Raw genomic sequence first — 21,307 nt, 5'->3', positions numbered from 1 at the left:
GGTCGCCTCCTTTTAGGGACGGGCGGGCTGGGTGTGGTGGGCGCGGGCGGCCTTGCGCACGGCGGTGGCCCGCCCGCGGATCGGCGGGGGCAAGGGTCGGGTGCGCAGGGTGAAGGCGGGGGTGAGTGCGCCGTGGGCGACGAGCCGGGTGGCGGCTTGGAACCGGGCCAGGTGGGACAGGTCGTGTTCGGTGAGTTCGGGGTGGACGTGGCGGGACAGGGCGCGGGCGTCCTCGGGGCTCACGTCGAAGAAGATCTTGGAGCGGGCGTTGGTCGAGGTGGCCTCGCGCAGCTCCCGAGGGAGTTGGGCCAGATCCTGGTGGGCGATGGTGAGTCCGGCGCGATACGCGCGGGCCTCGGCCAACATGTCGCCCAACCCGTAGGGCAGGGTGAGGAAGTTGTGGGCCTCGTCCAGGTAGATTGCCATGTCGCGCCGGTCGGACTCCTTCTGGGCGGCCCGAGCCAGCACCCCCTGCCACACCTGGGCGAGCACGAGCGATCCCAGCATGGATGAGGTGTCTTCGCCGAGGACTCCTTTGGGCAGCCGGGCGATGATGATCGCTTCCTCGTCCAGGAGGTGGGCCAGGTTCAGGCTGCGGTGGGGGCGGGCGGCCAGCAGGTTGCGGGCGAAGTCGCGCAGCAGTACGGCGCGCAGCTTGTTCATCAGGGGTGCGGTGGCGTGGGCGCGGGCGGGTTCGGACAGGCCGTCGTACCAGGACCAGAACCCCGCCAGCACTGAGGTGGGGTGCAGGTGGGCGGTGGCGCGGCGGCGGAAGCTGGGCTGGTCGAGGAGTTTGGGGATGTTGGCCAGGCTCGCCTGCGGGGTTGCGGCCAGGGTGAGCACGGCCGAGCGCAGGATGTCGTCGGTCCTGGGTCCCCAGGAGTCGGCGAAGATGCGCTGGAACACGCCGGTGATGGTGTCGGCGGTGCGCACCGGATCGGTGCCGGCGAGCACGTTGAGGGCGGGCGGGGGCGCGTCGTCGTCGGGGTCGATGAGCACGACGCGGTCCACGGCGTGGTCGGGGATGCGGGGCAGGAGCAGGTCGGATTCGCCCTTGGGTTCGATCACGACGAGCCCGCGGCCTTTGGCGATGTCGTCCAGCGCCATGCCCATGAGCAGGGTGGTTTTTCCGGTGCCGGTCCCGCCGATGATGTGGGTGTGCTGGCGGGCGTCCGCGGTGTGTTGGGCGATGGTGCGGTGTTCGGATTGCTCGGCCGTGCCGAGCACCCGGGTCTGCGGGTTGTCGCCGGCGACCTGGGGTGGTGGGGGGACCGTGCGGGCGGGGGCGCGCTGCAGGCCGGGCACGGTCTCATCGAGCGGCAGGTGCGCCACGGCGGCCAGTTCGGCGGCGGTGAGCAGGTCGCCGGCGCCCATGAACCGGATGCGGGTGCGCCACCGCGGAAGTACCCACATGCGGTGGCGCTGGTAGTGGTTGTGGCCGCTGAAGACCGCGAACGAGGCCGCGACAGCGTGGGCGCGGCCGCGGCGCCGCTGGCGGGCCTCCTCCCCCTCGCCCGGTGAGGTGATGAGGTAGCGGATGTGGGTCTCCAGCCGGGGTTGGGTGGATTTGCGCACGATCGCGCGGATCTCGCTGGCGGCCTCCGGTTCGGGCCCGTGCCGGCGCGGCCGGTGCCCAGGGTTGAGGGGGTCGGGGGTTTCCGGGGCGCTCTGGCGCAGCCGGCTGGCTTCGCGGGCGGCGCGGCGCAGCCGACCTCCGGTGATGGGGCGCACCGCAACCTGCACCAGCACCTCCTCGCCCGCGATGAGGTCGCCGGCCGCGCCGATCAGAGCGCGCACGGGGTCCTCGTCGTAGTCGGTTTCGATGGGGTAGTGGTCGGGACGGGCCAGCCGCAGCCGACCTCCCCGCACCCGCCGATCAGGCTCGGGCTCGGGGACAGGGCGGGTGGTGACGGCGGCGCCGGGCCAGGCGGCGGTGATCGCGCGTTCGACCAGGCCGGGGGCGGTGGGCCCGGGCACCCACACGCGGACGGTCAGACCGGTGGTGGTTATGGCGTATTCCCACACCAGATGGGGCTGGCCCAGCAGCAGGCGTTTCCAGGCGGGGCGCAGGGTGCCCAGCATCTGGCGCCACAGGTGGATGGCGCCGGACAGGTCGCTTTCGGGCGGGGGCAGGATCTCGACCAGGCGGGCATCACGGGCCCACTGGCGGTGCCGCAGCCAGGAGGCGGCGGTGCGGGTGGCCAGTAGCGCGACCACGGAGGCGCAGGCGGCGGCCAGCAGGTGCCAGCCGTAGGCGGTGATCAGGAAAAACAGCAGGTCGGCCAGCACGGTGGGTAGGCGGCCCAGCTCGGTGAGGTTGGGGGTCACAGCAGGTCGTCCTCTTCGTCGGGAGCGTCGGTGTCCAGACCGGTGGAGTCGTCGGGATTTCGGGCGGAAACGTCGGGATCGGTGAACTCCGCTGGGTTAGTCGTGACCAGGGCGTGTTCGGTGTCGCTAGCCACCACCCGGAAGGCGACCCGGCGCTGACCGCTGCACAACAGCGCATCCCCGGGGCTCGCGGTGAGCAGGTGCTGGCGTTCGCCCTCCGACAGCGCGAAGGCCTCGGCGATCCGGTCGATGGCCTGGGGCGCCTGGCGCATCAGGATCTGGGTCGCCGCGTTGGCGACGACGGCCTGGCCCAGCTCGGAGCCGAGCACGTCGGCCGCGTCCTGCGTGGCCACCGTGAGCCCCACCCACCGCTTGCGGGCGGCTTTGGCCAGGCGGAACAGGAACTTCGCACCCTCGGGCTCACTCATGAGCAGCCAGCCCTCATCCACCAGCACCATGCGCGGGTGGTCGGGGGTGGCGTCGGCGACGGTCCGCCAGATCGCATCCAGCGCCAGCAGCGTCCCGGTGGCTTTGAGTTCGTCGGGTAGCGCGCGCAGCGACCACGACACGAGATGACCTGATGGCCGTTTGGTGGTGGGGGCGCGGAACAGTTCGCCATAGGAGCCGGTGGTGAACGGCTGGAGCTGGACGGCCAGATCCCGGCCGTGCTCGTCCCCCTCGTTCTCCAGGGTGGCGACCAGGTCGCCCAGCAGCGGAGCGGGCCGATCCCAGGTGCGCTCATCGGCGGTGATGCCCGCGTGCCGGTAGGTGGCGATCAGCGCCCGATCCAGTACGGCGCGCCGGCGCGGCTCCAACGGGCCGCCGAGCATGACCGACAGCAAGGTGTGCAAGAACAACGCCCGCCGCGACAGCGCATCGCGCTGGGCGTTGACATCCAGCGCCAGATCGAGCGGGTTGAGGTGGACCCCGGCCTCGCCCAGCCGGATGGTGGTGCCGCCGACCGCCTCGGTCAGCCGCGTGTATTCGTTCTCGGGGTCGATGACGGCGGCCGTCACTCCGGCATACATCGACCGCAGCAGGTCGAGTTTGCAGAAGTAGGACTTGCCGGCGCCCGAGCGGGCTAGGACGACGGTGTTGTAGGAGTCCAGGGCCCACCGGTCCCAGACCACGACCCCGGAGGAGTCGGCGTTGAGGCCGTAGAGGACCGAGGTGGGCGAGGTTTCAACCGCCAGGTCGGGGGAGGCGAAGGGGTAGGCGGCGGCCAGGGCGGCGGTGTCCATGCTGCGGGCCTGGCCCAGCAGGTCCACCCCGAGCGGCAGGGCCGTGACCCAGCCTTGGAGTTGGCGGTAGGAGGCCGGGCGCACGTCCAGCAGCAGGGAGGCGGCCAGCGACTGGACGTGGCCGACCTCCTCATCCAACTCCTGGGGCGAGGCCGCGTGGACCGTGACCGACAGCCCGACGCGGAACAGCTTGCCGTCCCCGCGGGCCAGGGAGGCGGCCATGTCGCGGGCGTCCTCGGCGGCGACCTCGGACTCGAAATCCTCCAACCGGCCCTTCTCCGCGTCGGCCCGGTTGGTCGATTCCAGCCGGGCGGTCTGGCGGCGCAGCTTGTCGGCGGCCACCTTGGGCGGGACCGGTTCCACATGCACGGACACGTCGAGGCGGCCGGGGTAGGTGAGCAAGGGTTCCAGCCAGGCGTGGCCGACCTCGGCGGGGTAGCCGGTGACCACGAAGGAGGCCGCTGCCCCCTCGCCCACGTGGATGCGGCGCGGGGCGATGTCGACCTCGGCGGGGACGGGAGCGCCGCCGGAGGGTGGTTTCGCTCGGGGCCCGAACAGGGAGCGCATGGTTCACCCCTCCTGTTCTTGGTTCTGGGTGGTGTGGGGGCCGGTGATCACGGCGTCGGGGGCGGCCAGCCCTTCCGGTGGGGCTGAGCCCGCCGGGTTGGTGGACGAGGCCAGAACCGCGGCCGCCTGCGGGCCGTCGAGCACGGTGGCGTTGCTGCCGGCGGCAGCCAGAGCCCGGGCGGCATCCTCAGCGCGGCGTTGGAGCGTTGCCGCGGCTTGCCGCCCATTGCCGGAGGGCTCGCGCAGCACCAGCAGCACGTGCCGGTACAGCAGGTCGCGGCTCTCGGCGAGGTCGGCGAGGTAGTCGGCGTGCTCGCGCGCGGCCTGTTCCAGTGCCGGGTGCGGCAGCGCGGGTGCCGCCTCATCCAGGGCGGCAACCAGGGGGTCCAGGCGCACCGACTCGGCCCGCACGAGGATCTGCACCGGCGTGGAGAGCGAGTTGAGGTAGGAGGCGAACCCGGACACAAGGGCGTCCTGCTCCTGTTCGGTGCGCAGTGAGAAGTTCACCGTCGAGCAGGACAGGATCACTGCCGCGCCCTGGTTGCCGAGGTCGATGACACCGTCGTCACCGATCGCCTCCACCGGAAGGTCCAACGGCGCCGGAAAGGGGTCGGGGTGGGCGGTGATCCAGGACGGCACCTCGGGGGCGGGAGTGCCGGTGCGGGTGGCGCGGCGCTTGGGCGAGCGCGCGAACCGCCACGCGGCCGCCAGCAGCCGATCCAAGCTGAGTCCGTCGCGGCGCACCAGGGCAGTGGCTATCGCCGCCCCCATCACCGGGATGGCTACCGCCCCGAACACCGGCAGCGGCACCGCCCCGCCCAGACCGCTCCACAGGACCCACAGGCCGAGGCCGGGCACCCCGATGATCAGCAGTTGGCGGGCGGAAAGCCCGGCCAGGAGTTTGTCGTCGCGTTCGATGTCGGCGGGCATGCGCACACGCGCCATCAGTCCTCTCCTCTCCTGCGGCGGGGATGGCGGGGCCGCGGCCGCACCGGGCGCGACCAGCCACCCCGCGGGTTGGGAGGCGGGTTGAACCGCATGTCGGGGCGGATCGGCCGGAAGCGGCTGGGATCAGGCGGTGGGGGAGTCGATCCGGTTGGGCGCGGCCGGTGCGCGCGGATCCCGCCGGGGTAGCGGCGAGGTTCGCCCGCGGCGGAGGAGCCGGTGGGCGCACCAGCCCGGCTCGCGCCGGGATTGCCGCTACGACCACCGGGGCCCGACGTGGCCCCCGGGCCGCCGTAGCCGGTGTTGCCGTTTGGGTGCCGGTTGCCGCGGGGCGGGTGGACCGTGCCGCGCAGCGGGCCTGGGGAACCGCCGCGACCACCACTCGTGCCCGATCCGGAACCGCCGGCTCGCCCACCGCCGTTGGGCACACCTGCGCCGCCGGTGGGGCCGCGGCTACCTCCCGACCCGCCGCCGGGTGTGCCGCCGGAGGGCCCGGTCCCGCCTGCGGAGCCGCCACCTTGCCTGCCGGCACCGCCGCCGCCGGAGGGCCGGCGGGCTCCACCCCTGCGGCCGCCCCCGCTTCGGCCGGCAGCCGGTGTGCCTCCGCCGGCGCCGTTGCCCCGGGGGCCGCCGGTCGGTCCGCGGCCCCCACCAGGGCGTCCTGCCCGGGGGCCGCCTCCCCGGGGACCGGCGCCGGCCAACGTGCCAGAGCCGCCCCGAGGCCCGGCAAAGGCTCGGCCGAGATTGCGCAGCACCAGCACGCTGACGGCGATCCGCGCCGCCTTGGCCAACGGCGAGGACTGGTAGCCGAACACCTGCTTGAACGCCCAAAAGGGGATGCGCACCAGCACATACAGCGCGGTGATCAGCACGAGCACGTCGATGATCGAGCCCGCGGCACCGCCCACCTCGACCAGGTCGACCTCCTCGCGCATGAGGAAGACTTCGACGAGCACGCGCAGCGCCAGCGCCTGGGCGATCGGGATCGCCAGCAGGGCGCCCATCGCCCGCCACCACAACCGCGCCGTCCCCTCCAACGGGGGCAGGGCGTGACAGGCCAGCGCCAGCGGGGCCGCCGCGCTCAGCAGCAGCCACAGCATGGTGCGGGCGATCACCGCGGCCTGGAAGAACAGCACCAGCACACCGGCGATGACCGCCAGCAGCACCAGCACCAGCATTTCGCCCATCGGATCCTGCAGGGTCCGGTCGATCGCGTTGGCCACACTCTCGCGCCGGGCGGCATCGCCCAGCAGGGCGCGCACGAGCGCGTTGGACACGTCGGCGAGGAATCCCACGAGCAGGGCGGAGGCGTTGGCGGCGACGAACCCCAGCACCAGCCGCGGGAGGACCTCTTTGAGGCTGGTGGAGGTCTGCACGGTCGGGTTGGCCATCACCAGGATCCCGGCCAAGGTCACCAGCAGCACGTAGGCGGTATTGGCCACCACCAGGGCGGCGGTGCGACCCTGCTCGACGCCGGGGGTGGGCTCGGGAGTCCACAGCATGGCGATGGCGGCCTGGGCCAGGCCGGCGTTGACGAGGTCGGCGACGATGCCGGCCAGCCACCCGTTGACGGCGGCTTGCATGCGGCAGGCGTAGTCGAAGGACCCGCACTCCTGCCCCTGGGGCGTGCCGGTCTGCGAGCCGTCCCCGTTCTCGCCGTCGCCGTCGCCGTCGCCGTCGTCTTCCGGCGGGGTGGGTTCGGGCCCCGGGGCGGGCGAGGGCTCCGGCGAGGGTTCGGCTTCGGGGGAGGGCTCCTCAGGCTGCTGCGGCGGTTCGGGCTCGGCGCCGGGAGACGGCTGGGGTGGTGCCGGAGCTGCCACAGCGGCAACGGCGGCGGTTGCCGGTGCCTCACCCGTTGCCGCGGCAACGAGGGCCAGCACCAGCAGCACCGCAGCGGCAACGGCGAGTCCGACGCGGTAGCGGGCGCGCATCGTCAACTCAGCCCGACGAAGCCGCGCAGGATCTCCACCAGGATCGGCGCGAGGATCGCCACCCCATAGCCCAGCGCGGAGTACTTCAGCGTGTCCTTGGCCTTGCCGACCTCGCCGGGGTCGCCGCCGGCCAGCAGGTAGCGCAGCCCGCCAACGGTCAACAGCAGCGTCGCCAGCGCCACCAGCAACCCGACCAGCCAGTTGCGGATGTTGGTGATGACCTCGCCCAGATCGGAGACCCCGGGCTGCTGGGCGCCATCGGCCAGCACCGGCGTGGCGCCGAATACCATCACGAGGCCGACAACAGCGCCGCACACAGCCACGCGGCGCCGGCTGATACGTGGGAGCGGCATAGCCCTCACCTCAAAGAGAGACGTCGGAAACGGGTATGGGAAGGGGCGGGTGCGCCGACTCCTCCTTTCTCGCTGCGGATGTATCGGGGACGCTCGCCGACCGCATTCCGCCCCTTCCGCTGAGGACGGTGAAACGCCCTCACCCGTATATGCAGAATTCGATGCCCGATTGCGCTCACTCAGGCAGGGAATTTTCCTGTCGTCACCGTTTCGACCAGATGGGCGCGGGCGCGCTTGCGGCGGCGCCGCGCGGTGGCATACGACAACCCCAACTCCTGGGCGACCGCCGCGAGCCGACGGCCTTCCAGATGGGTGCGGGCGAGCAGCTCGGCTTCCTGGCGGGTGAGGATCCCGCGGGCGATCGCCTCGGCCAGCACGGTGACCGGGCCGCGCGCACCCGCGCTCACCACCGCATCCGGGCGGGCGACCTCGCGCGGAAGCTGGTGGTGGCGCGCCTGTTCGCGGGCATAGCGGTAGCGTTGCCCCGCCTTGCGGGCGGCATAGACCAGCCGCCCGCACACCGCGCCGGGCCCCAGGTCCATGGACTGCATCTGCGCCAGCAGTCCGCTGAGCATCTCGGCCTCCAAATCAGCCACCTCATCGGCGAGACCGCCACACAGGCGGCGACGGGCGCCATAGAGGCCGGGCAGGGCCAACCCGGCGGCGACCACCGACCAGACGGACTCGCCGCTGCGGGCCCGAGTGATCAGGCACCGCCACACCTCGTCGGTGGCGTCGGCGCCGGCCCGCGGAAGCCAGGCCGCCAACGCACCGGGCCCCAACGCGGCAGCGGGCGCCTCGGCGATATCGCTGAGGTCCAGCAGCGGGCCGCCGGGTGTGTGGGCGAGCGTTTCGAAAGAGCGGCGCAGTACATAAAACGGCGTGGAACTCACCGAGTTCGACATGACGAAAACTCCCTCGCGTTGTCGGGAGTCACCAGTGATACACACGTCCGTTAGCCAAAAATGAGCAGGATCTTCGCAGTCGGCTGTGCGAAGAATTGGCGAAGATCTGGCGAATGAAGAAACGCTTGACCTCATCGGCAGGTCAGCCGGACGAAGGCGCGGTGTCAGCGGGTGTGCGTACGCCGTGCGTACGCACACGTCCGAAATCAAGGCCGTCAGGGGTGAGCGCCGAGCGGCTTCTCGTTCTGCATATATAGGTAGGACGTTCGTTGGCCGCCGCCGACACCCACTCATGAGCCCACGCGATGTGTACCGGCCCGCACCTGCGCTGAAGCTGCTGTCGCTGGGGGCGGGCGTGCAGTCCAGCACCCTGCTGCTGCTCTCCGCCCGCGGCGCGATCCCGAGGTTCGACTACGCCCTGTTCGCCGACACCGGCTGGGAGCCCCCGGCCGTCTACGCCCACCTGGAGCGGTTGGAGGCCGTCGCGGCTGATGCCGGGATCCCGCTGCTGCGTGTTGCCGTCGGCAACATCCGCGACGACGCCCTCGATCCCCGGCACCGGTTCGCCTCCATGCCGCTGTTCATCAAAGGACCCAACGGCGAACGGAAGATGGGCCGGCGCCAGTGCACCGCCGAATACAAGGTTCGGCCGCTGAAGCGGGAGGCGCGGCGCCTGCTCGGATATCCGCATCCGGCCCGGGTTCCGAAGGGCGTCTATGCCACCCAGGCGATCGGCATCAGCGTCGACGAGGTCCACCGCGCCAAGGACGCCGACGTCGGCCATCTGCGCAACGTGTTCCCGCTGCTGGACATCGGCTGGAGTCGCCGCGACTGCGCTGCGTTCCTCACGCTCCACGGCCTCGGCGACACCCCGAAATCCGCCTGCGTAGGGTGCCCGTTCCGCTCCAATGAGTCCTGGGCCGAGATGCGAGCCACCGATCCGGCCAGCTTCGAGGACGCCGTTGCCTTCGATGCCGCGATCCGCCACGGCCCTGCGGGCGCCACCGAGCGCGGCATGTCGCTTCAGGGCACGGCCTACCTCCATCGCGACCGCATCCCCCTGGACCAGGTCGACCTCGGCATCGACACCGGCCCCGAACCCGACGGGTGCTCCCCCTGGAGTTGCCGCGGCAACGACGAGGAGGACGACCAGGACACCGGCACCCACGGAGGTGACCGGTGAGCCTGCACCTGAGCCCCGTCAGCCTGGCCGAAGCAAAAGCGTTCATCGAGGTCTTCCACCGCCACCTGGGCCCGCCGCGCGGACACAAGTTCAGCCTCGGCGCCGCAGACCAGGCCGGTGTCCTGGTCGCGGTCGCCGTCGTCGGACGCCCCGTGGCGCGCGGGCTCGATGACGGCCGGAGCCTGGAGGTCACCCGCCTGGCGAGTGACGGCACCCCAAACGCCTGCTCACTGCTGTATGCCGCCTGCCGGCGCGCCGCCCGGGCCCTGGCCTATGAGCGCCTGGTGACCTACACCCGCGCCGATGAGCCCGGCACCTCGCTGCGCGCGGCCGGATGGCGCCCGGTGGCCGGGTTGCCGCCGCGCGGCGACTGGCATCCGCCCCGCCGGGATGGCGCCCGCGGCCCAGCCCGCACGCGTTGGGAGGCGCCGTGAGCTTCGTCCTGCGCCACCGGCCCTCGCTTCTGTTCCTGCCGGGCGGTAGTGGACTGAGACTGGCGGATGCCGTGCGGCATTGCCGCCCGTTGCCGCACGGCACCGCGGGAGAGCCCGCGGTGCCGCGGAGCCCTGTTCGGGTCGCCGATGCGGCACCGCGGGGTGTGCGATACCCCCTCGGTAGCGGCCGACGAGGCGCGCCCGGCAGTGCCGCATCGTGCCGCAAGCGGGGTCGCCTTGGGGTGATGCCGCGGTGACCCGTCGGAAAGAAAATGCTTCTGACCAGCTGAAACGTGATGACAACGGGCGCAGTGGCGCCTACCCTGCAGCTCCCGCCTCCTCTCATGCGGGGGAGCGGGACACCGGTGCGGTGCCGGGCCCGCCGGAGGTCTACACCCCCGCCGAGGCGGCCGAGGTGCTGAAGGTCCCCGAGTCCTGGCTGCGCAAGAAGGCCGCCCAGCGGGCGGTGCCCTGCACCTTCCTCGGCAAGCACCTGCGCTTCAGCGCCGCGGACCTGCACCGGATCGTGCACCAGGCCGAACGGGATCCGGCCACCGACCGGGGCGCCCGGCGGCCCGACCGAACAGAATAAATCTACGATGTAAAGGACGGAGTTCGTATGGCTCACGCCGAACAACGCGGACGCGGATGGCGCGTGCGCTACCAGCGCCTGGACGGCACCTGGGGATCCCGCGGCGGGTTCGAGACCAAGGCCGCCGCACTGGCCTGGGGCCAGGAACAGGAGGCCCAGGTCCGCGCCGGCACCTGGATCGATCCCAAGGACCAGGAGATCACCTTCGGCGCCTTCACCGACCTATGGTGGGCCCAGGCGCGCCTGGCCGACAACACCCGGGCCAAGTACCGCTCCTACCTGGACGCCCACATCCTGCCGCAGTGGCGCCACTGGCCGCTGATCGCCGTCTTCAACCACCACCTGGAGATCCAGGGCTGGGCAAACCGCCTGCATGAGGAGCTGGCCGAATCCACGGTCTCCTCGGTCTTCGCCCTGTTCTCCACCATCTGCCACACCGCGGTGCGAGCGCGCCGCATCCCGGCCAACCCGTGCAACGGCATCCGGGTCTCCTCCGGCGAGTATGCCGCCGAGCGCCACGTGGCCACCCCTGCCCAGGTGCTGCGGGCGGCGCTGCGGCTGCACCACAGCCTCGGGCGGTCCGGGTTCGTGCTGTGCCTGATGGACGCCTACACCGGCGCCCGGTGGTCGGAGTTGGTCGGGCTGCAACCCCACGAGTACGACGAGGTCAACGGCGCCATCGCCGTGCACCGGCCGCTGCGCGAGACCGGGGGGAAGCTCGTCAAGGCCCCACGCACCAAGACCCCGGCCGGCAAGCGGTGGGTGCAGTTGCCGCCGTTCCTCGATCAGCTCTACCGGGGGCTGCTGGCCCACAGCGCGCGGGAGTACGTCTTCACCGGGGCCCAGGGTGGACAGTTGCGCCGCGGCGCGTTTCGCGCCCGGTACTGGCGCCCGGCTTTCGACGGGCGCCCCGGCAGCGAAGAGGTGTGGCTGCGTTCGCCGATCCTGCCGGGGTTCACCTTCAACGAGGGACGCCACACCCACCGGACCTGGCTGGCCGACGACGGGATCCCCGAAGTCGGCCGGGCGGCGCGGCTGGGGCATCGGATGCCGGGCATGGCCGACGTCTACGAGCACGTCACACCCGAGACCAAGACCCGCATCCTGGAGGCGCTCACCCGCCGGTGGGAGAACAGCCTCACCAGGCTCGATCACGCAGAGCGACGAAAATTGGCTCTAATCGTGCCGGAGTTGGCCGATGTGCACTACCGGGACGATGCCGCGTGAGGGGCTCGACGACCCCCCGAAAAAAAGATGATCTCCCAGATGTCTCCCACGGCGGCTGACGCCTTCCGTGGACAGATCTGAGAGACCCATCCTGACCTGCGGTGTTGCTGGTGGGCGATACAGGATTCGAACCTGTGACCTCTACCGTGTCAAGGTAGCGCTCTAACCAACTGAGCTAACCGCCCTGGTTCGCACTGGAGTGCGAAGCGGGTGGAGGCGGAGACGGGAATCGAACCCGTGTACAGGGATTTGCAGTCCCTTGCCTAAGCCACTCGGCCACTCCGCCGCGAGCCGTGACCGAGGCGCTTGGTCGTCCCCTTACGGCTACTCCGAGCGGACGACGGGATTCGAACCCGCGACCCTCACCTTGGCAAGGTGATGCTCTACCAGCTGAGCCACGTCCGCGTGGCCATGGGCGGACCCATGGTTATCCGTGCACATTTCGCACGCCGAGCGGACGACGGGATTCGAACCCGCGACCCTCACCTTGGCAAGGTGATGCTCTACCAGCTGAGCCACGTCCGCGCGGAGGAAGGCTTCCCGTTGAGGGCGGGGCGCCTCCTTCGCTGTGGTTAGGACTCTATCGGATAACCGGCGTGCACACGAAATCGAATACGCACGCGGGAGGGGCGGGAGGGCAGGCGGTGCGGGCTCGCGGCACCGCCCGGGGAGAGTCGGGGGAGGGGGCTCAGCGCTCGACGTGGGCGGGAGTGGTGGGCATGTCGGGGCGGGGCGGAGCGGACAGGTACTGGCCGACGCGCTCGATCACCTTGTTCATCTCGTAGGCGACGAGACCGACGTCGCACTCGGTGTCGGAGAGCAGCGCCATGCACGCGCCCTCCCCGGCGGCGGCGACGAACAGGAAGGCGTCGTCCATCTCGATGATGGTCTGGCGGATCCCGCCCGCGCTGAACTGCTTGCCGGCCCCCGCCGCCAGGCTGTGCAGACCGGAGGTGATCGCGGCCAGGTGCTCGGCGCTGGCGCGGTCCAACCGGCTGGACGAGGCCATGAGCAGTCCGTCGGTGGACAGGACTATGGCGTGCCGGGCTCCCTGCGCGCGGGTGAGGAGGTCGTCGAGCAGCCAGCTCAACTCGCCTGGGGCGGTGCTCTGTGGGGTCATAGCTCTCTTGATCCGTCGTCGTCTCGGCCGGACCGCGCCGACCCCCGGTGAAGGGGCGCGCATGCGTCCGCGGAACCCCCCGGGGTGAGGGTCCTCATAAGCGTTGCCCAGATGATAGCCATTCGTAACCCACCCAGTTGCTTTGCTGCGGCGTGTCGGACGGGTGACCACTTAGTGCGATAGGACGGGTACCGGTGCGATTCGCTACGTTACCCGTGGTGGCCGGTACGCATAGGGGTGCGGCCAAAGTTGGTCACGGCACTTGTTTCTTCGTGCCGCCGGGCCCGGGCCCGCGTGACGTCGGCCGCACCGACGCGGCGCGCCCGCCCTTGCGCCGAGCGAGGTGGCAGGATCTGGAGGCACACGGACCGGTGCGGTGCGCGCGGGCAAGCGCGCGGGCGAGGGAGCAGCGGCGCGGACCGCGGTCGCACCGGTGCCGCCGCGTCCGGCGGGGACTGCGGGTCGCGCAGCGCCGCCGCGGCGACCAGCACGAAGGAGGAATCGAGCATGCGGGTGTGGATCGCCGGCGCGGGATTCGGCAGGGGCCGGGTCGTCGACGAGAGCGAAGCCCTGATCCCTGTCCTGGACCACGGGATCACGGTGGGAGACGGGGTATTCGAGACCGTCAAGGGCGTCGCCGGGCAGCCGTTCGCGCTGTCGCGGCACCTGAGGCGGCTGGCCCGCTCCGCCGCCGGGCTGGGTCTGCCCGCGCCCGACCTCGGCCTCATCGCCGACGGCGTGCGGAAAGCGGTCGACGCCAACCCCGGGATCGAGCGTTCGCGTATACGCATCACGGTGACCGGCGGCCCCGGCCCGCTGGGGTCGGACCGCACGCCGGGAGAGCTGACGTGCATGGTGGCGGTCGCGCCGCTGAGTCCGGTCACCCCCACCGTGGACGTGGCCGTAGTGCCCTGGACGCGCAACGAGAACGGTGCGCTGACCGGGCTGAAGACGACCTCCTACGCCGAGAACGTGCTGGCCCTGGAGTACGCGCACGCACGCGGCGCCGGGGAGGCGCTCTTCGCCAACACCGCCGGCAACCTCTGCGAATGCACCGGGAGCAACGTCTTCGTCGTCCTGGACGGCCACCTGCTCACCCCGCCGCTGTCGGCGGGACCGCTGGCGGGCATCACCCGCGAACTGGTCCTGGAGTGGGCCGGGGGGACCGAGGCCGACGTCGCGATGGCCGACCTCGAACGGGTGTCGGAGGCGTTCTTGACGTCCTCGGGCCGCGACGTGCAGCCCATCAGGGCCATCGACGGCCGGGAGCTGCCCGCCGCACCGGGTCCGGTGACACGCAAAACCATGGACGTGTTCGTGGATCGCGGTGCCTCCGACATCGACCCCTGAACGGCCGGCGCGCGGCGCCGGGGCGCAGTCGCCCCGATCTCCAATGATGGGACCGCTCGCGGGGCGGAGGCGCGGACGGCGCGTCGCCTTCGGCCGGGGACGGCCGCCCGCCTGGCCTGTTTCGAGGGCCTGTCCGGCTCCCCGGGGCTCAGCGGGCGTGCAGTGCGGTGCCGCGGCGTGCGGTCGCTGGACCGTGCGCGGCCTCAGGACTGCAGGTGGCGCTCGATCTCAGAGTCGAGGTCGACGTAGTCGCCCTCCTGGCCGGCGGGCACGATCTCGTAGGTGCGGTGCAGGAACTCCGCCAGCGGCGACACCTCGGCGTCGAACTGCGCCTGTCCGAACGGAGAGGACAGAGCGATGTTGACGGTGCGCTCGCCGACGCCCTTCTCGGGCCACACCCGCACGTCGCCGTCACCCGCGGGCCGCACGATGCCCACGGTCAGCAGTTCGCGCGCGAAGATCCACTCGACGGGCTCGTCCTCGCCGGTGTGGAAGGCGACCTTGATCGCGTACGGGTCGTCGGCCGTGTAGTCCAGCCGTGCGACCAGAGGAACGGCTGTGCGGTCGGGGACCACGAGCCGAAGCCCAAGCTCGGCGCTGGCAGTGGTGCCGCTACTGTTCATGTTCGCCAAACCTTTTTCTCGTCCGGCCCCGTGTGCGGGAGCGGGTTCGTTGCCGTCTCGACCGCTCCAACGCGGCCGCGGGCGGTCTATGACGGACAACCGGCGGATTTTCTCGCCGGCCGGGTGACTTGGAGTGCGGTTGACGGTCCATGTGCCGCCACCAGATCCTCCGTCACTGTAATGAGCTGCGGAAACCAGGAATTTCCCGATGATCTGTGCGGCACATCACGCGGACGCCCAGGTCGGGGGCACCCCGTGGGGCACCCGGTCGCCGGATGCCCGTCTTCGCCGGGCTTTCGTCGCTTTGCCCCTGATTGAATGCAGCCATGGCTCCGCTTGATGAGACGTCGGTCACAGTCGTATGGGCCTCCTGGGGAGGACTGCACCATCCACCCTGTCGGATGCGCTAGAGTCTTCAGTGTTCGCCCCGCAGGGAGCGGGACACCTTCGGGCGATTAGCTCAGTTGGCTAGAGCGCGTCGTTCACACCGACGAGGTCACTGGTTCGAGTCCAGTATCGCCCACACGGCCTGCTGTGGTCGGTGGCCTTCGGCCACCTTCCCTGCGGGCCTTGTTTTTTCGGGGGGCGACCCCCGGACCCCCGAGGCGGCCTGCTGTGGTCGGCGGTCTTCGGCCGCCTTCCCTGCGGGCCTTGTTTTTTCGGGGGGCGACCCCCGGACCCCCGGGACGGCCTGCTGTGGTCGGTGGCCTTCGGCCGCCTTCCCCGCGGGCCTTGTTTTTTCGGGGGGCGACCCCCGGACCCCCGAGGCGGCCTGCTGTGGTCGGCGGTCTTCGGCCGCCCTCCCGCAGGCCGGTGCTGCTTCCGGAACGCCGGCAATCCTGGTGCGCCCTGCCGTGGCCGGAGGCCCCGGCCCCCGATCGCCCCAGGGCTCCGGACAACAGCCTTCGCCCCGGCGTCTGAATGCTATCCAGCGCGTGCCGGAAACCGGGCGCGCTCACACGGCTGCTGCCCCATTCACCCGTGCGTCGGTTCGCGGCGGGTTCCGCGCGGCGCACCGCCGCCGCTGCGGGCGGGCTCGCCCGCGCCCCCGTCGCCGCAGGCGGTGCGGGGTTCGCAGGCTCCGGACAGGCGGGCTCTGGGACGCCGGCCGTACGTGGCCGACGCCATAATCGGTCGGCGTGTCCGCAATCCCGGCCACCGGATGTCCGAATCCAGGAGCCCGGGACGGGCGGATGCGGCCGTTCCGGTCAGTCGGAGTCGGGAGCGGGGCGCAGCGCCGAGGCGGAGTGGTCGTGCTCCCGGCGGTGCTGCCGCGCCTTCTGGACGGCGCGCTCCTTGGCCCGGTGCCCCCATGAGCGCGCGTACCGCAGCAGTCCTCGGGCCCAGGCGAACTCGGTGGCCAGGATGGCGAGTCCGAGGATGATCCCGGCCACGCCCGGCCCCGGGGCGACGCACATGACGAGCCCGGCGAGGAGCACGATCAGGCCCACGGTCGCGACGACCGTACGCCAGGTCAGGCTGAGGACCGGATGGGCGTGCATGCGCATGCGCCAGATGCGCAACCGGGTGCGGAGCCTGCGCCACCGGCGTGAGGGCCGACGCGCCTGGGACATGGGGGATGCCGCCGGGTCCGGGTGGCCAGCGCCGCTCATGGGGCTCGGAGACATGCGCCTACGATATCCGCCGGATCAAGGGCGGGTAACGGTCCCGCCGGAACAAATCCGAAGTCGCCTGCCAGGCGGGCAATGCCGCCGTCACACGACTCAGCGCTCCGGCGCCGCCCGGCGCGGCCGAGGCCGCCGATCCCGCGCCGCATTCAGCCCGCCGCGGGGTCGGCGCCGACCGGCTGCGCGCACGCCTCGACCGGGTCGAGGCCGTAGATCCAGTCCGCGTTGGCCGCCTCGGCCCGGCTCACCTCCCGCGCCCAGGCCTCGGGCGAACGGTCGCCGTCCGCCCGCAGCGCGCCAAGTATGTCACGGGAGACCGCGTCCAGCCGGTCCGTGCGTCGCCGGCGCAGCCGGGCGTAGCGCTCCAGCGCGTCTCCGGCGGTCAGCGAGGTCGCGTCACGCAGGCACGCCGCCAGTGCCACGGCGTCCTCGACGGCCTGGTTGGTCGCCTGGGCGAAGAAGGGGAGTGTGGGGTGGGCCGCGTCGCCCATCAGCGCGATCCTGCCGCTCTGCCACACCGGCACGGGGGAGTGGTCGTGCACGCCCCAGACGCCCACCCACTCGGCTGCCGAGACCAGGCCCAGCGCCGCCGTGCTCCAGCCGCCGAACGCCGCGGTGAGGTCGCCGATGCGGTCCCGCGAGGTCCAGGAGTCGGGTTCGCCGGTGCCTGCGGGAACCGTCGCGCTGAAGCTCACCTTCTGCCCGCCTGCGACGGGGAAGCAGGAGATGTAGCGGTCGCCGCCCGTCCACACGCGTACGCGGGCCTGGCCGCACTCCTCGGGAGCGCGGGAGGCCGGGGCGAGGCCGCGGTAGAGCAGCCGCCGGGCCGGGCGGTAGCGCTCGGTGTTGAGCAGGCTGCGGATCAGCGAGTTGGCGCCGTCGGCGCCGACGGCGACGTCGCCGTGCACCTGGCGGCCGTCGGCGCAGCGCACGACGACCCCGTCGCTGTTCTCCAGCAGGTCGGTCACGTAGTGGCCGGTGCGCACCGTGTCGGCGGGGAGGGCGTCGTGCAGGGCCCGGTGCAGGTCGGTCCGCAGCAGGGCCAGGGTCGGGGCGCCGTAGCGCGCGGAGAGTTCGCCGCCGAGAGGGGAGCGGGCCAGCAGTCGCTCGTCGTCCCAGCGGAGCAGTTCGCGGGACTCGGGGTACACGCCGACGCGCTCCAGGGCGGGTCCGAGGTCGAGATTGCGCAGGGGCCGCAGGGCGTTGGGGGTCAGCTCCACTCCGGCGCCGGCGGGAGCCGGGTCGGGAGCCTGCTCCAGGATCGTGACGCTGATGCCGTCGCGGACCAGCGCAGCGGCCAGCGTCATCCCGGCGATGCCCGCCCCTACCACCACAACTCGCACGGGATCCTCCGGACCTGGCTCGCTTCTGGCCTATCTGCTCCAGCGGGTTACATGCCCGTCCGGAAGCCTTACGGCACCCAATGGATCCTAAACGATCCGACTTGATCCGAACATGGTCGGCTCCGATCCCGCGCGGTCGCTTTCGGTGGCCATCCCCCGCCCTGGCGGCGATCAAGGGCGCCGCACGCGGTCCGAAATCGGGCAGTTCGGACAGGCTGTCGAGGGGTGCCGATCTAAGCCGCACGGCGCCCGCGGTCGGCGCGGCGCGGTCGCCGGTCCGCGAGCGCGGCGAACCGGGCCCGGGAGCGGAGGGCGCAGGCCGCGGCTGAGGTGGGGCGGGCCGCGGGCGGCGAAAGGCGGGTGATGGGGCGTGGCGGAGCCGATAGCATCGACTGGAGCGGTGCGGGCCGCTCCAGCCTCCCCGCGCCCGTCTCAGATCCGCGCGTGCAAGCGCCGACCAACGTATGAGGAGCCACTGTGTCCGTCGTGCCTGAGCTGCATATCACCCTCGCCGGAGTCGAGCGTGCGGTGGCGGCTCAGACTACGGCCGGCCAGGCGCTCGGAGCCGACGGGCGGACCGTGGTCGCCGCCCGCGTCAACGGCGAGCTGCGCGACCTCGCCCACGAGCTCTCCGAAGGCGACGCCGTCGAGCCGGTCGCCATCGACTCCGACGACGGTCGCGCCATCCTGCGCCACTCGACCGCCCACGTCCTGGCCCAGGCGGTCCAGGAGCTGTTCCCCGAGGCCAAGCTGGGCATCGGCCCGCCCGTCGACAACGGCTTCTACTACGACTTCGACGTGGCCGAGCCGTTCACCCCCGAGGACCTCAAGCGCATCGAGAAGCGCATGCAGGAGATCGTCAAGCAGGGCCAGCGCTTCGACCGCCGCCCGGTCTCCGACGACGACGCGCGCGCCGAGCTCTCCACCGAGCCCTACAAGCTGGAGCTGATCGGTCTCAAGGGCGACGCCGGCGACTCCGCCGAGGGCGCCGGCGTCGAGGTCGGCGCCGGAGGGCTGACCGTCTACGACAACATCCACCCCAAGACCGGTGAGCTGTGCTGGAAGGACCTGTGCCGGGGCCCGCACCTGCCCACCACCCGGTCCATCCCCGCCTTCAAGCTGATGCGCTCGGCCGCCGCCTACTGGCGCGGCAACGAGACCAACCCGCAGCTCCAGCGCATCTACGGCACCGCGTGGGAGAACCGCGACGCGCTCAAGGACTACCTCGCCTTCCTGGAGGAGGCCGAGAAGCGCGACCACCGCAGGCTGGGCGCCGAGCTGGACCTGTTCTCCTTCCCCGAGGAGCTCGGCTCGGGCCTGCCGGTGTTCCACCCCAAGGGCGGCGTGATCCGCAAGGAGATGGAGGAGTACTCCCGCCGGCGCCACGAGGAGGCCGGCTACGAGTTCGTCAACACCCCGCACATCTCCAAGGCGCAGCTGTTCGAGACCTCGGGGCACCTGCCGAACTACAGCGAGGGCATGTTCCCCCCCATGGAGTTCGAGGGGCAGGACTACTACCTCAAGGCCATGAACTGCCCCATGCACAATCTGATCTTCCGCTCGCGCGGCAGGTCCTACCGGGAGCTGCCGCTGCGGCTGTTCGAGTTCGGCACCGTCTACCGCTACGAGAAGTCCGGCGTCGTGCACGGCCTCACCCGCGCCCGCGGGTTCACCCAGGACGACTCGCACATCTACTGCACGTTCGAACAGGCCCCCGACGAGCTGGACAGCCTGCTCACGTTCGTGCTGGACCTGCTGCGCGACTACGGGCTGAGCGACTTCTACCTGGAGCTGTCCACCCGCGGCGAGTCCGAGAAGTTCATCGGCGAGCCCCAGGAGTGGGAGGAGGCCACCGAGCTCCTGCGCCAGGCCGCCCAGAAGCAGGGCCTGGACCTGGTCATGGACCCCGGCGGCGCCGCCTACTACGGGCCCAAGGTCTCGGTGCAGGCCAAGGACGCCATCGGCCGCACCTGGCAGATGTCCACCCTCCAGGTCGACCTGCAGCAGCCCAAGCGCTTCGAGCTGGAGTACACCGCCTCCGACGGCTCCCGCCGGCGCCCGATCATGATCCACCGCGCGCTGTTCGGGTCGATCGAGCGGTTCTTCGGCGTGCTGCTGGAGCACTACGCGGGCGCGTTCCCGGCCTGGCTGGCGCCGGTCCAGGCGGTGGGCATCCCCATCGCCGACGAGCACGCCCCCTACCTGGCGGGCTTCGTCGAGCGGCTGCGCGCCGAGGGGATCAGGGCCGAGATCGACTCCGGCGACGACCGGATGCAGAAGAAGATCCGCAACGCCCAGAAGCAGAAGGTCCCCTTCATGCTGCTGGCCGGCGACGACGACATCGCCAAGGGCGCGGTGTCGTTCCGCTACCGCGACGGCTCGCAGAACAACGGCGTGCCGCTGGACGAGGCCGCGGACGAGATCGTCCGGGCGGTGCGCGAACGCAGGTAGGGCCGAGTGGAGCCGCCGAGCGCCTCGGGCGGCGCCGGCGGACGCAGGACGGGACGGGCCGCCGCCGTGCACCGAGCGGGTGTGCCGCGGCGGCTCCGCGGTTCCTCCCCGCGGGCTCAGCCGCCGGCCGCCTCCAGCGCCTGCCGCGCGCCGCGGCAGGTGTGCAGAACGGCGGCGGCCACCGAGCGCGGATCGTCGGCCATGGGGATGTGCCCGCAGCCCTGCAGCGCGATCCTGCGGGCGTGCGGGATGCGGCGCAGGGCGCGCCGCGCCCCCGCGGGCGGCAGCAGGCGGTCGCGGTCGCCCCAGGCGATGGTGACCGGGCAGGCGATCGCGCCCGCGAAGCGGTAGGCGGCCACGTGCGGGGCCATCCTGACGAACGGTGAGCCCGGCGCCAGCACCGCGGTGTCGAAGGCGACGCCGCTCGCGGCCGCCGAGGTCGGGTCGGCCCGCAGCACCCGCCGCGCCAGGGCCCGCGCCGGCGGTGTGTGCGCGGCGGCCCGGATGATCCGCTGGGGCACGCGGGCCGCCCAGCGCGCGCTCGCGGCGAGCAGGCGCGCACCGGCGCTGCGCGCGGCCGAGCCGAAGCCGATGGGGGAGAGCGCCGTCACCGAGGCCGCCTCGCCGCGGACGGCCATCTCCAGCGCCACGGCTCCGCCCAGGGAGTTGCCCACCACGTGCGGGCGGTCGATACCGAGTTCGGCGCACAGCCCCAGCACCGCGTCGACGAGGAACGCCACGTCGTAGGGGTCCTCGGCGGCGGGTGCGGGAGAGTCGCCGAAGCCGGGCAGGTCCGGGGCGAGGACCTGGTGGTGGGGCGCCAGGTCGGCGACGAGCGGCTGCCAGGCGCGGCGGTTGTGCCCCAGGCCGTGCAGCAGCAGGACGGGTTCGCCGGTGCCCCAGCGGTCGTAGACGATGCGCGACGGCTCCATGAACTCTAGGTGTACCCGATTCGATCGGTGAGTATGGGATCCGGGGGGGGGAGCCGGATTCCTCCGGGCCGTGAGCGGGCGGGTGGCGCGGGAGCGGTCGCCGGAGCGCGCGAGGCGTGTGGCCGGCCGCCGAGCCGGCTGTGGTCCATGCGCG

General features: G+C 72.0%; 17 protein-coding genes and 5 tRNA genes. 7 read left to right on the top strand and 15 right to left on the bottom strand.

Features of this window, described 5'->3' with window-relative positions; all coding sequences use genetic code 11:
* Positions 1-12: 12 nt before the first annotated feature.
* From ABD284_RS00835 to ABD284_RS00810, 6 genes are all read right to left on the bottom strand, one after another.
* Entirely contained in the window at positions 13-2,328 is a 2,316-nt protein-coding gene (locus tag ABD284_RS00835; RefSeq protein ID WP_344139760.1) for a type IV secretory system conjugative DNA transfer family protein, read from the bottom strand.
* Positions 2,325-4,136, bottom strand: a complete 1,812-nt coding sequence (locus ABD284_RS00830) for a VirB4 family type IV secretion system protein (protein ID WP_344139757.1) — start codon at positions 4,134-4,136, stop codon at positions 2,325-2,327. The genes ABD284_RS00835 and ABD284_RS00830 overlap by 4 nt, the downstream gene beginning before the upstream one ends.
* A 3-nt stretch (positions 4,137-4,139) precedes the next feature.
* The gene (locus ABD284_RS00825; protein WP_344139754.1) at positions 4,140-5,081 is read right to left on the bottom strand and encodes a PrgI family protein; all 942 of its coding nucleotides are present in this window, start codon (positions 5,079-5,081) and stop codon (positions 4,140-4,142) included.
* Entirely contained in the window at positions 5,081-7,012 is a 1,932-nt protein-coding gene (locus ABD284_RS00820; RefSeq protein WP_344139751.1) for a TrbL/VirB6 family protein, read from the bottom strand. Before ABD284_RS00820 ends, ABD284_RS00825 begins: the two co-directional genes overlap by 1 nt.
* Positions 7,013-7,014: 2 nt before the next feature.
* Positions 7,015-7,365: a pilin gene (locus tag ABD284_RS00815; protein WP_344139748.1), complete on the bottom strand. Its 351-nt coding sequence runs from the start codon at positions 7,363-7,365 to the stop codon at positions 7,015-7,017.
* Positions 7,366-7,544: 179 nt separating this feature from the next.
* Positions 7,545-8,270, bottom strand: coding sequence for a hypothetical protein (locus ABD284_RS00810; RefSeq protein ID WP_344139745.1), 726 nt, complete (start codon positions 8,268-8,270; stop codon positions 7,545-7,547).
* Between the two features lie 292 nt (positions 8,271-8,562).
* Here ABD284_RS00810 and ABD284_RS00805 point away from each other — a divergent pair, with 292 nt between their 5' ends.
* The 4 genes from ABD284_RS00805 to ABD284_RS00790 all read left to right on the top strand — a co-directional run bounded on the left by ABD284_RS00805 (position 8,563) and on the right by ABD284_RS00790 (position 11,706).
* On the top strand, positions 8,563-9,453 hold the full coding sequence (locus tag ABD284_RS00805; protein WP_344139741.1) for a hypothetical protein: 891 nt from the start codon (positions 8,563-8,565) through the stop codon (positions 9,451-9,453).
* Positions 9,450-9,887, top strand: coding sequence for an XF1762 family protein (locus ABD284_RS00800; protein ID WP_344139738.1), 438 nt, complete (start codon positions 9,450-9,452; stop codon positions 9,885-9,887). Before ABD284_RS00805 ends, ABD284_RS00800 begins: the two co-directional genes overlap by 4 nt.
* A gap of 370 nt (positions 9,888-10,257) precedes the next feature.
* The gene (locus ABD284_RS00795) at positions 10,258-10,479 is read left to right on the top strand and encodes a helix-turn-helix domain-containing protein (protein WP_344139735.1); all 222 of its coding nucleotides are present in this window, start codon (positions 10,258-10,260) and stop codon (positions 10,477-10,479) included.
* A gap of 27 nt (positions 10,480-10,506) precedes the next feature.
* Positions 10,507-11,706 (top strand): tyrosine-type recombinase/integrase, encoded by a 1,200-nt coding sequence (locus ABD284_RS00790; RefSeq protein WP_344139732.1) that lies wholly within the window; start codon positions 10,507-10,509, stop codon positions 11,704-11,706.
* A gap of 108 nt (positions 11,707-11,814) precedes the next feature.
* On the opposite strand, the gene ABD284_RS00785 is transcribed toward ABD284_RS00790, so the two are convergent.
* The 5 genes from ABD284_RS00785 to ABD284_RS00765 all read right to left on the bottom strand — a co-directional run bounded on the left by ABD284_RS00785 (position 11,815) and on the right by ABD284_RS00765 (position 12,826).
* Positions 11,815-11,891, bottom strand: a tRNA-Val gene (locus tag ABD284_RS00785).
* A 26-nt stretch (positions 11,892-11,917) separates the two neighbouring features.
* A tRNA-Cys gene (locus ABD284_RS00780) sits at positions 11,918-11,992 on the bottom strand.
* Between the two features lie 46 nt (positions 11,993-12,038).
* Positions 12,039-12,111 (bottom strand) — tRNA-Gly (locus ABD284_RS00775).
* Between the two features lie 47 nt (positions 12,112-12,158).
* A tRNA-Gly gene (locus ABD284_RS00770) sits at positions 12,159-12,231 on the bottom strand.
* Positions 12,232-12,394: 163 nt separating this feature from the next.
* Positions 12,395-12,826 (bottom strand): roadblock/LC7 domain-containing protein, encoded by a 432-nt coding sequence (locus ABD284_RS00765; protein ID WP_344139729.1) that lies wholly within the window; start codon positions 12,824-12,826, stop codon positions 12,395-12,397.
* 507 nt (positions 12,827-13,333) lie between these two features.
* On the opposite strand from ABD284_RS00765, the gene ABD284_RS00760 reads away from it, so the two are divergent.
* Positions 13,334-14,176 carry an aminotransferase class IV gene (locus ABD284_RS00760; RefSeq protein ID WP_344139726.1) on the top strand — a complete coding sequence of 281 codons (843 nt, stop codon included), beginning with the start codon at positions 13,334-13,336 and terminating at the stop codon, positions 14,174-14,176.
* A gap of 203 nt (positions 14,177-14,379) precedes the next feature.
* Here the strand turns inward: ABD284_RS00760 and ABD284_RS00755 are convergent, their stop codons facing one another.
* Positions 14,380-14,799, bottom strand: a complete 420-nt coding sequence (locus tag ABD284_RS00755) for an SsgA family sporulation/cell division regulator (protein ID WP_344139723.1) — start codon at positions 14,797-14,799, stop codon at positions 14,380-14,382.
* Positions 14,800-15,248: 449 nt separating this feature from the next.
* On the opposite strand from ABD284_RS00755, the gene ABD284_RS00750 reads away from it, so the two are divergent.
* A tRNA-Val gene (locus tag ABD284_RS00750) sits at positions 15,249-15,322 on the top strand.
* 685 nt (positions 15,323-16,007) lie between these two features.
* On the opposite strand, the gene ABD284_RS00745 is transcribed toward ABD284_RS00750, so the two are convergent.
* The gene (locus ABD284_RS00745) at positions 16,008-16,427 is read right to left on the bottom strand and encodes a PGPGW domain-containing protein (RefSeq protein WP_344139720.1); all 420 of its coding nucleotides are present in this window, start codon (positions 16,425-16,427) and stop codon (positions 16,008-16,010) included.
* Between the two features lie 149 nt (positions 16,428-16,576).
* On the bottom strand, positions 16,577-17,770 hold the full coding sequence (locus ABD284_RS00740; RefSeq protein WP_344139717.1) for an FAD-dependent oxidoreductase: 1,194 nt from the start codon (positions 17,768-17,770) through the stop codon (positions 16,577-16,579).
* 477 nt (positions 17,771-18,247) lie between these two features.
* Between ABD284_RS00740 and thrS the strand changes: the two genes are divergently transcribed.
* Positions 18,248-20,221: a threonine--tRNA ligase gene (gene thrS, locus ABD284_RS00735; RefSeq protein WP_344139714.1), complete on the top strand. Its 1,974-nt coding sequence runs from the start codon at positions 18,248-18,250 to the stop codon at positions 20,219-20,221.
* Between the two features lie 116 nt (positions 20,222-20,337).
* Here the strand turns inward: thrS and ABD284_RS00730 are convergent, their stop codons facing one another.
* Positions 20,338-21,153, bottom strand: a complete 816-nt coding sequence (locus ABD284_RS00730) for an alpha/beta fold hydrolase (protein ID WP_344139711.1) — start codon at positions 21,151-21,153, stop codon at positions 20,338-20,340.
* Positions 21,154-21,307 lie beyond the last annotated feature (154 nt).

Origin of the sequence: Streptomonospora arabica, assembly GCF_039531585.1 — a bacterium.
Taxonomy (GTDB): domain Bacteria; phylum Actinomycetota; class Actinomycetes; order Streptosporangiales; family Streptosporangiaceae; genus Streptomonospora; species Streptomonospora halophila.
The sequence above is the reverse complement of the archived record's forward strand: the minus strand, read 5'-3'. Positions and strand labels throughout refer to the sequence as shown.

Bases quoted from the DNA above. Each gene is read 5' to 3' on its own strand.
- ABD284_RS00730 (WP_344139711.1), bottom strand. From the start codon at position 21,153: ATGGAGCCGTCGCGCATCGTCTACGACCGCTGGGGCACCGGCGAACCC.
- ABD284_RS00810 (WP_344139745.1), bottom strand. From the start codon at position 8,270: ATGTCGAACTCGGTGAGTTCCACGCCGTTTTATGTACTGCGCCGCTCT.
- ABD284_RS00830 (WP_344139757.1), bottom strand. From the start codon at position 4,136: ATGCGCTCCCTGTTCGGGCCCCGAGCGAAACCACCCTCCGGCGGCGCT.
- ABD284_RS00790 (WP_344139732.1), top strand. From the start codon at position 10,507: ATGGCTCACGCCGAACAACGCGGACGCGGATGGCGCGTGCGCTACCAG.
- ABD284_RS00765 (WP_344139729.1), bottom strand. From the start codon at position 12,826: ATGACCCCACAGAGCACCGCCCCAGGCGAGTTGAGCTGGCTGCTCGAC.
- ABD284_RS00815 (WP_344139748.1), bottom strand. From the start codon at position 7,365: ATGCCGCTCCCACGTATCAGCCGGCGCCGCGTGGCTGTGTGCGGCGCT.
- ABD284_RS00805 (WP_344139741.1), top strand. From the start codon at position 8,563: ATGAGCCCACGCGATGTGTACCGGCCCGCACCTGCGCTGAAGCTGCTG.
- ABD284_RS00760 (WP_344139726.1), top strand. From the start codon at position 13,334: ATGCGGGTGTGGATCGCCGGCGCGGGATTCGGCAGGGGCCGGGTCGTC.
- ABD284_RS00755 (WP_344139723.1), bottom strand. From the start codon at position 14,799: ATGAACAGTAGCGGCACCACTGCCAGCGCCGAGCTTGGGCTTCGGCTC.
- ABD284_RS00745 (WP_344139720.1), bottom strand. From the start codon at position 16,427: ATGTCTCCGAGCCCCATGAGCGGCGCTGGCCACCCGGACCCGGCGGCA.
- ABD284_RS00820 (WP_344139751.1), bottom strand. From the start codon at position 7,012: ATGCGCGCCCGCTACCGCGTCGGACTCGCCGTTGCCGCTGCGGTGCTG.
- ABD284_RS00825 (WP_344139754.1), bottom strand. From the start codon at position 5,081: ATGGCGCGTGTGCGCATGCCCGCCGACATCGAACGCGACGACAAACTC.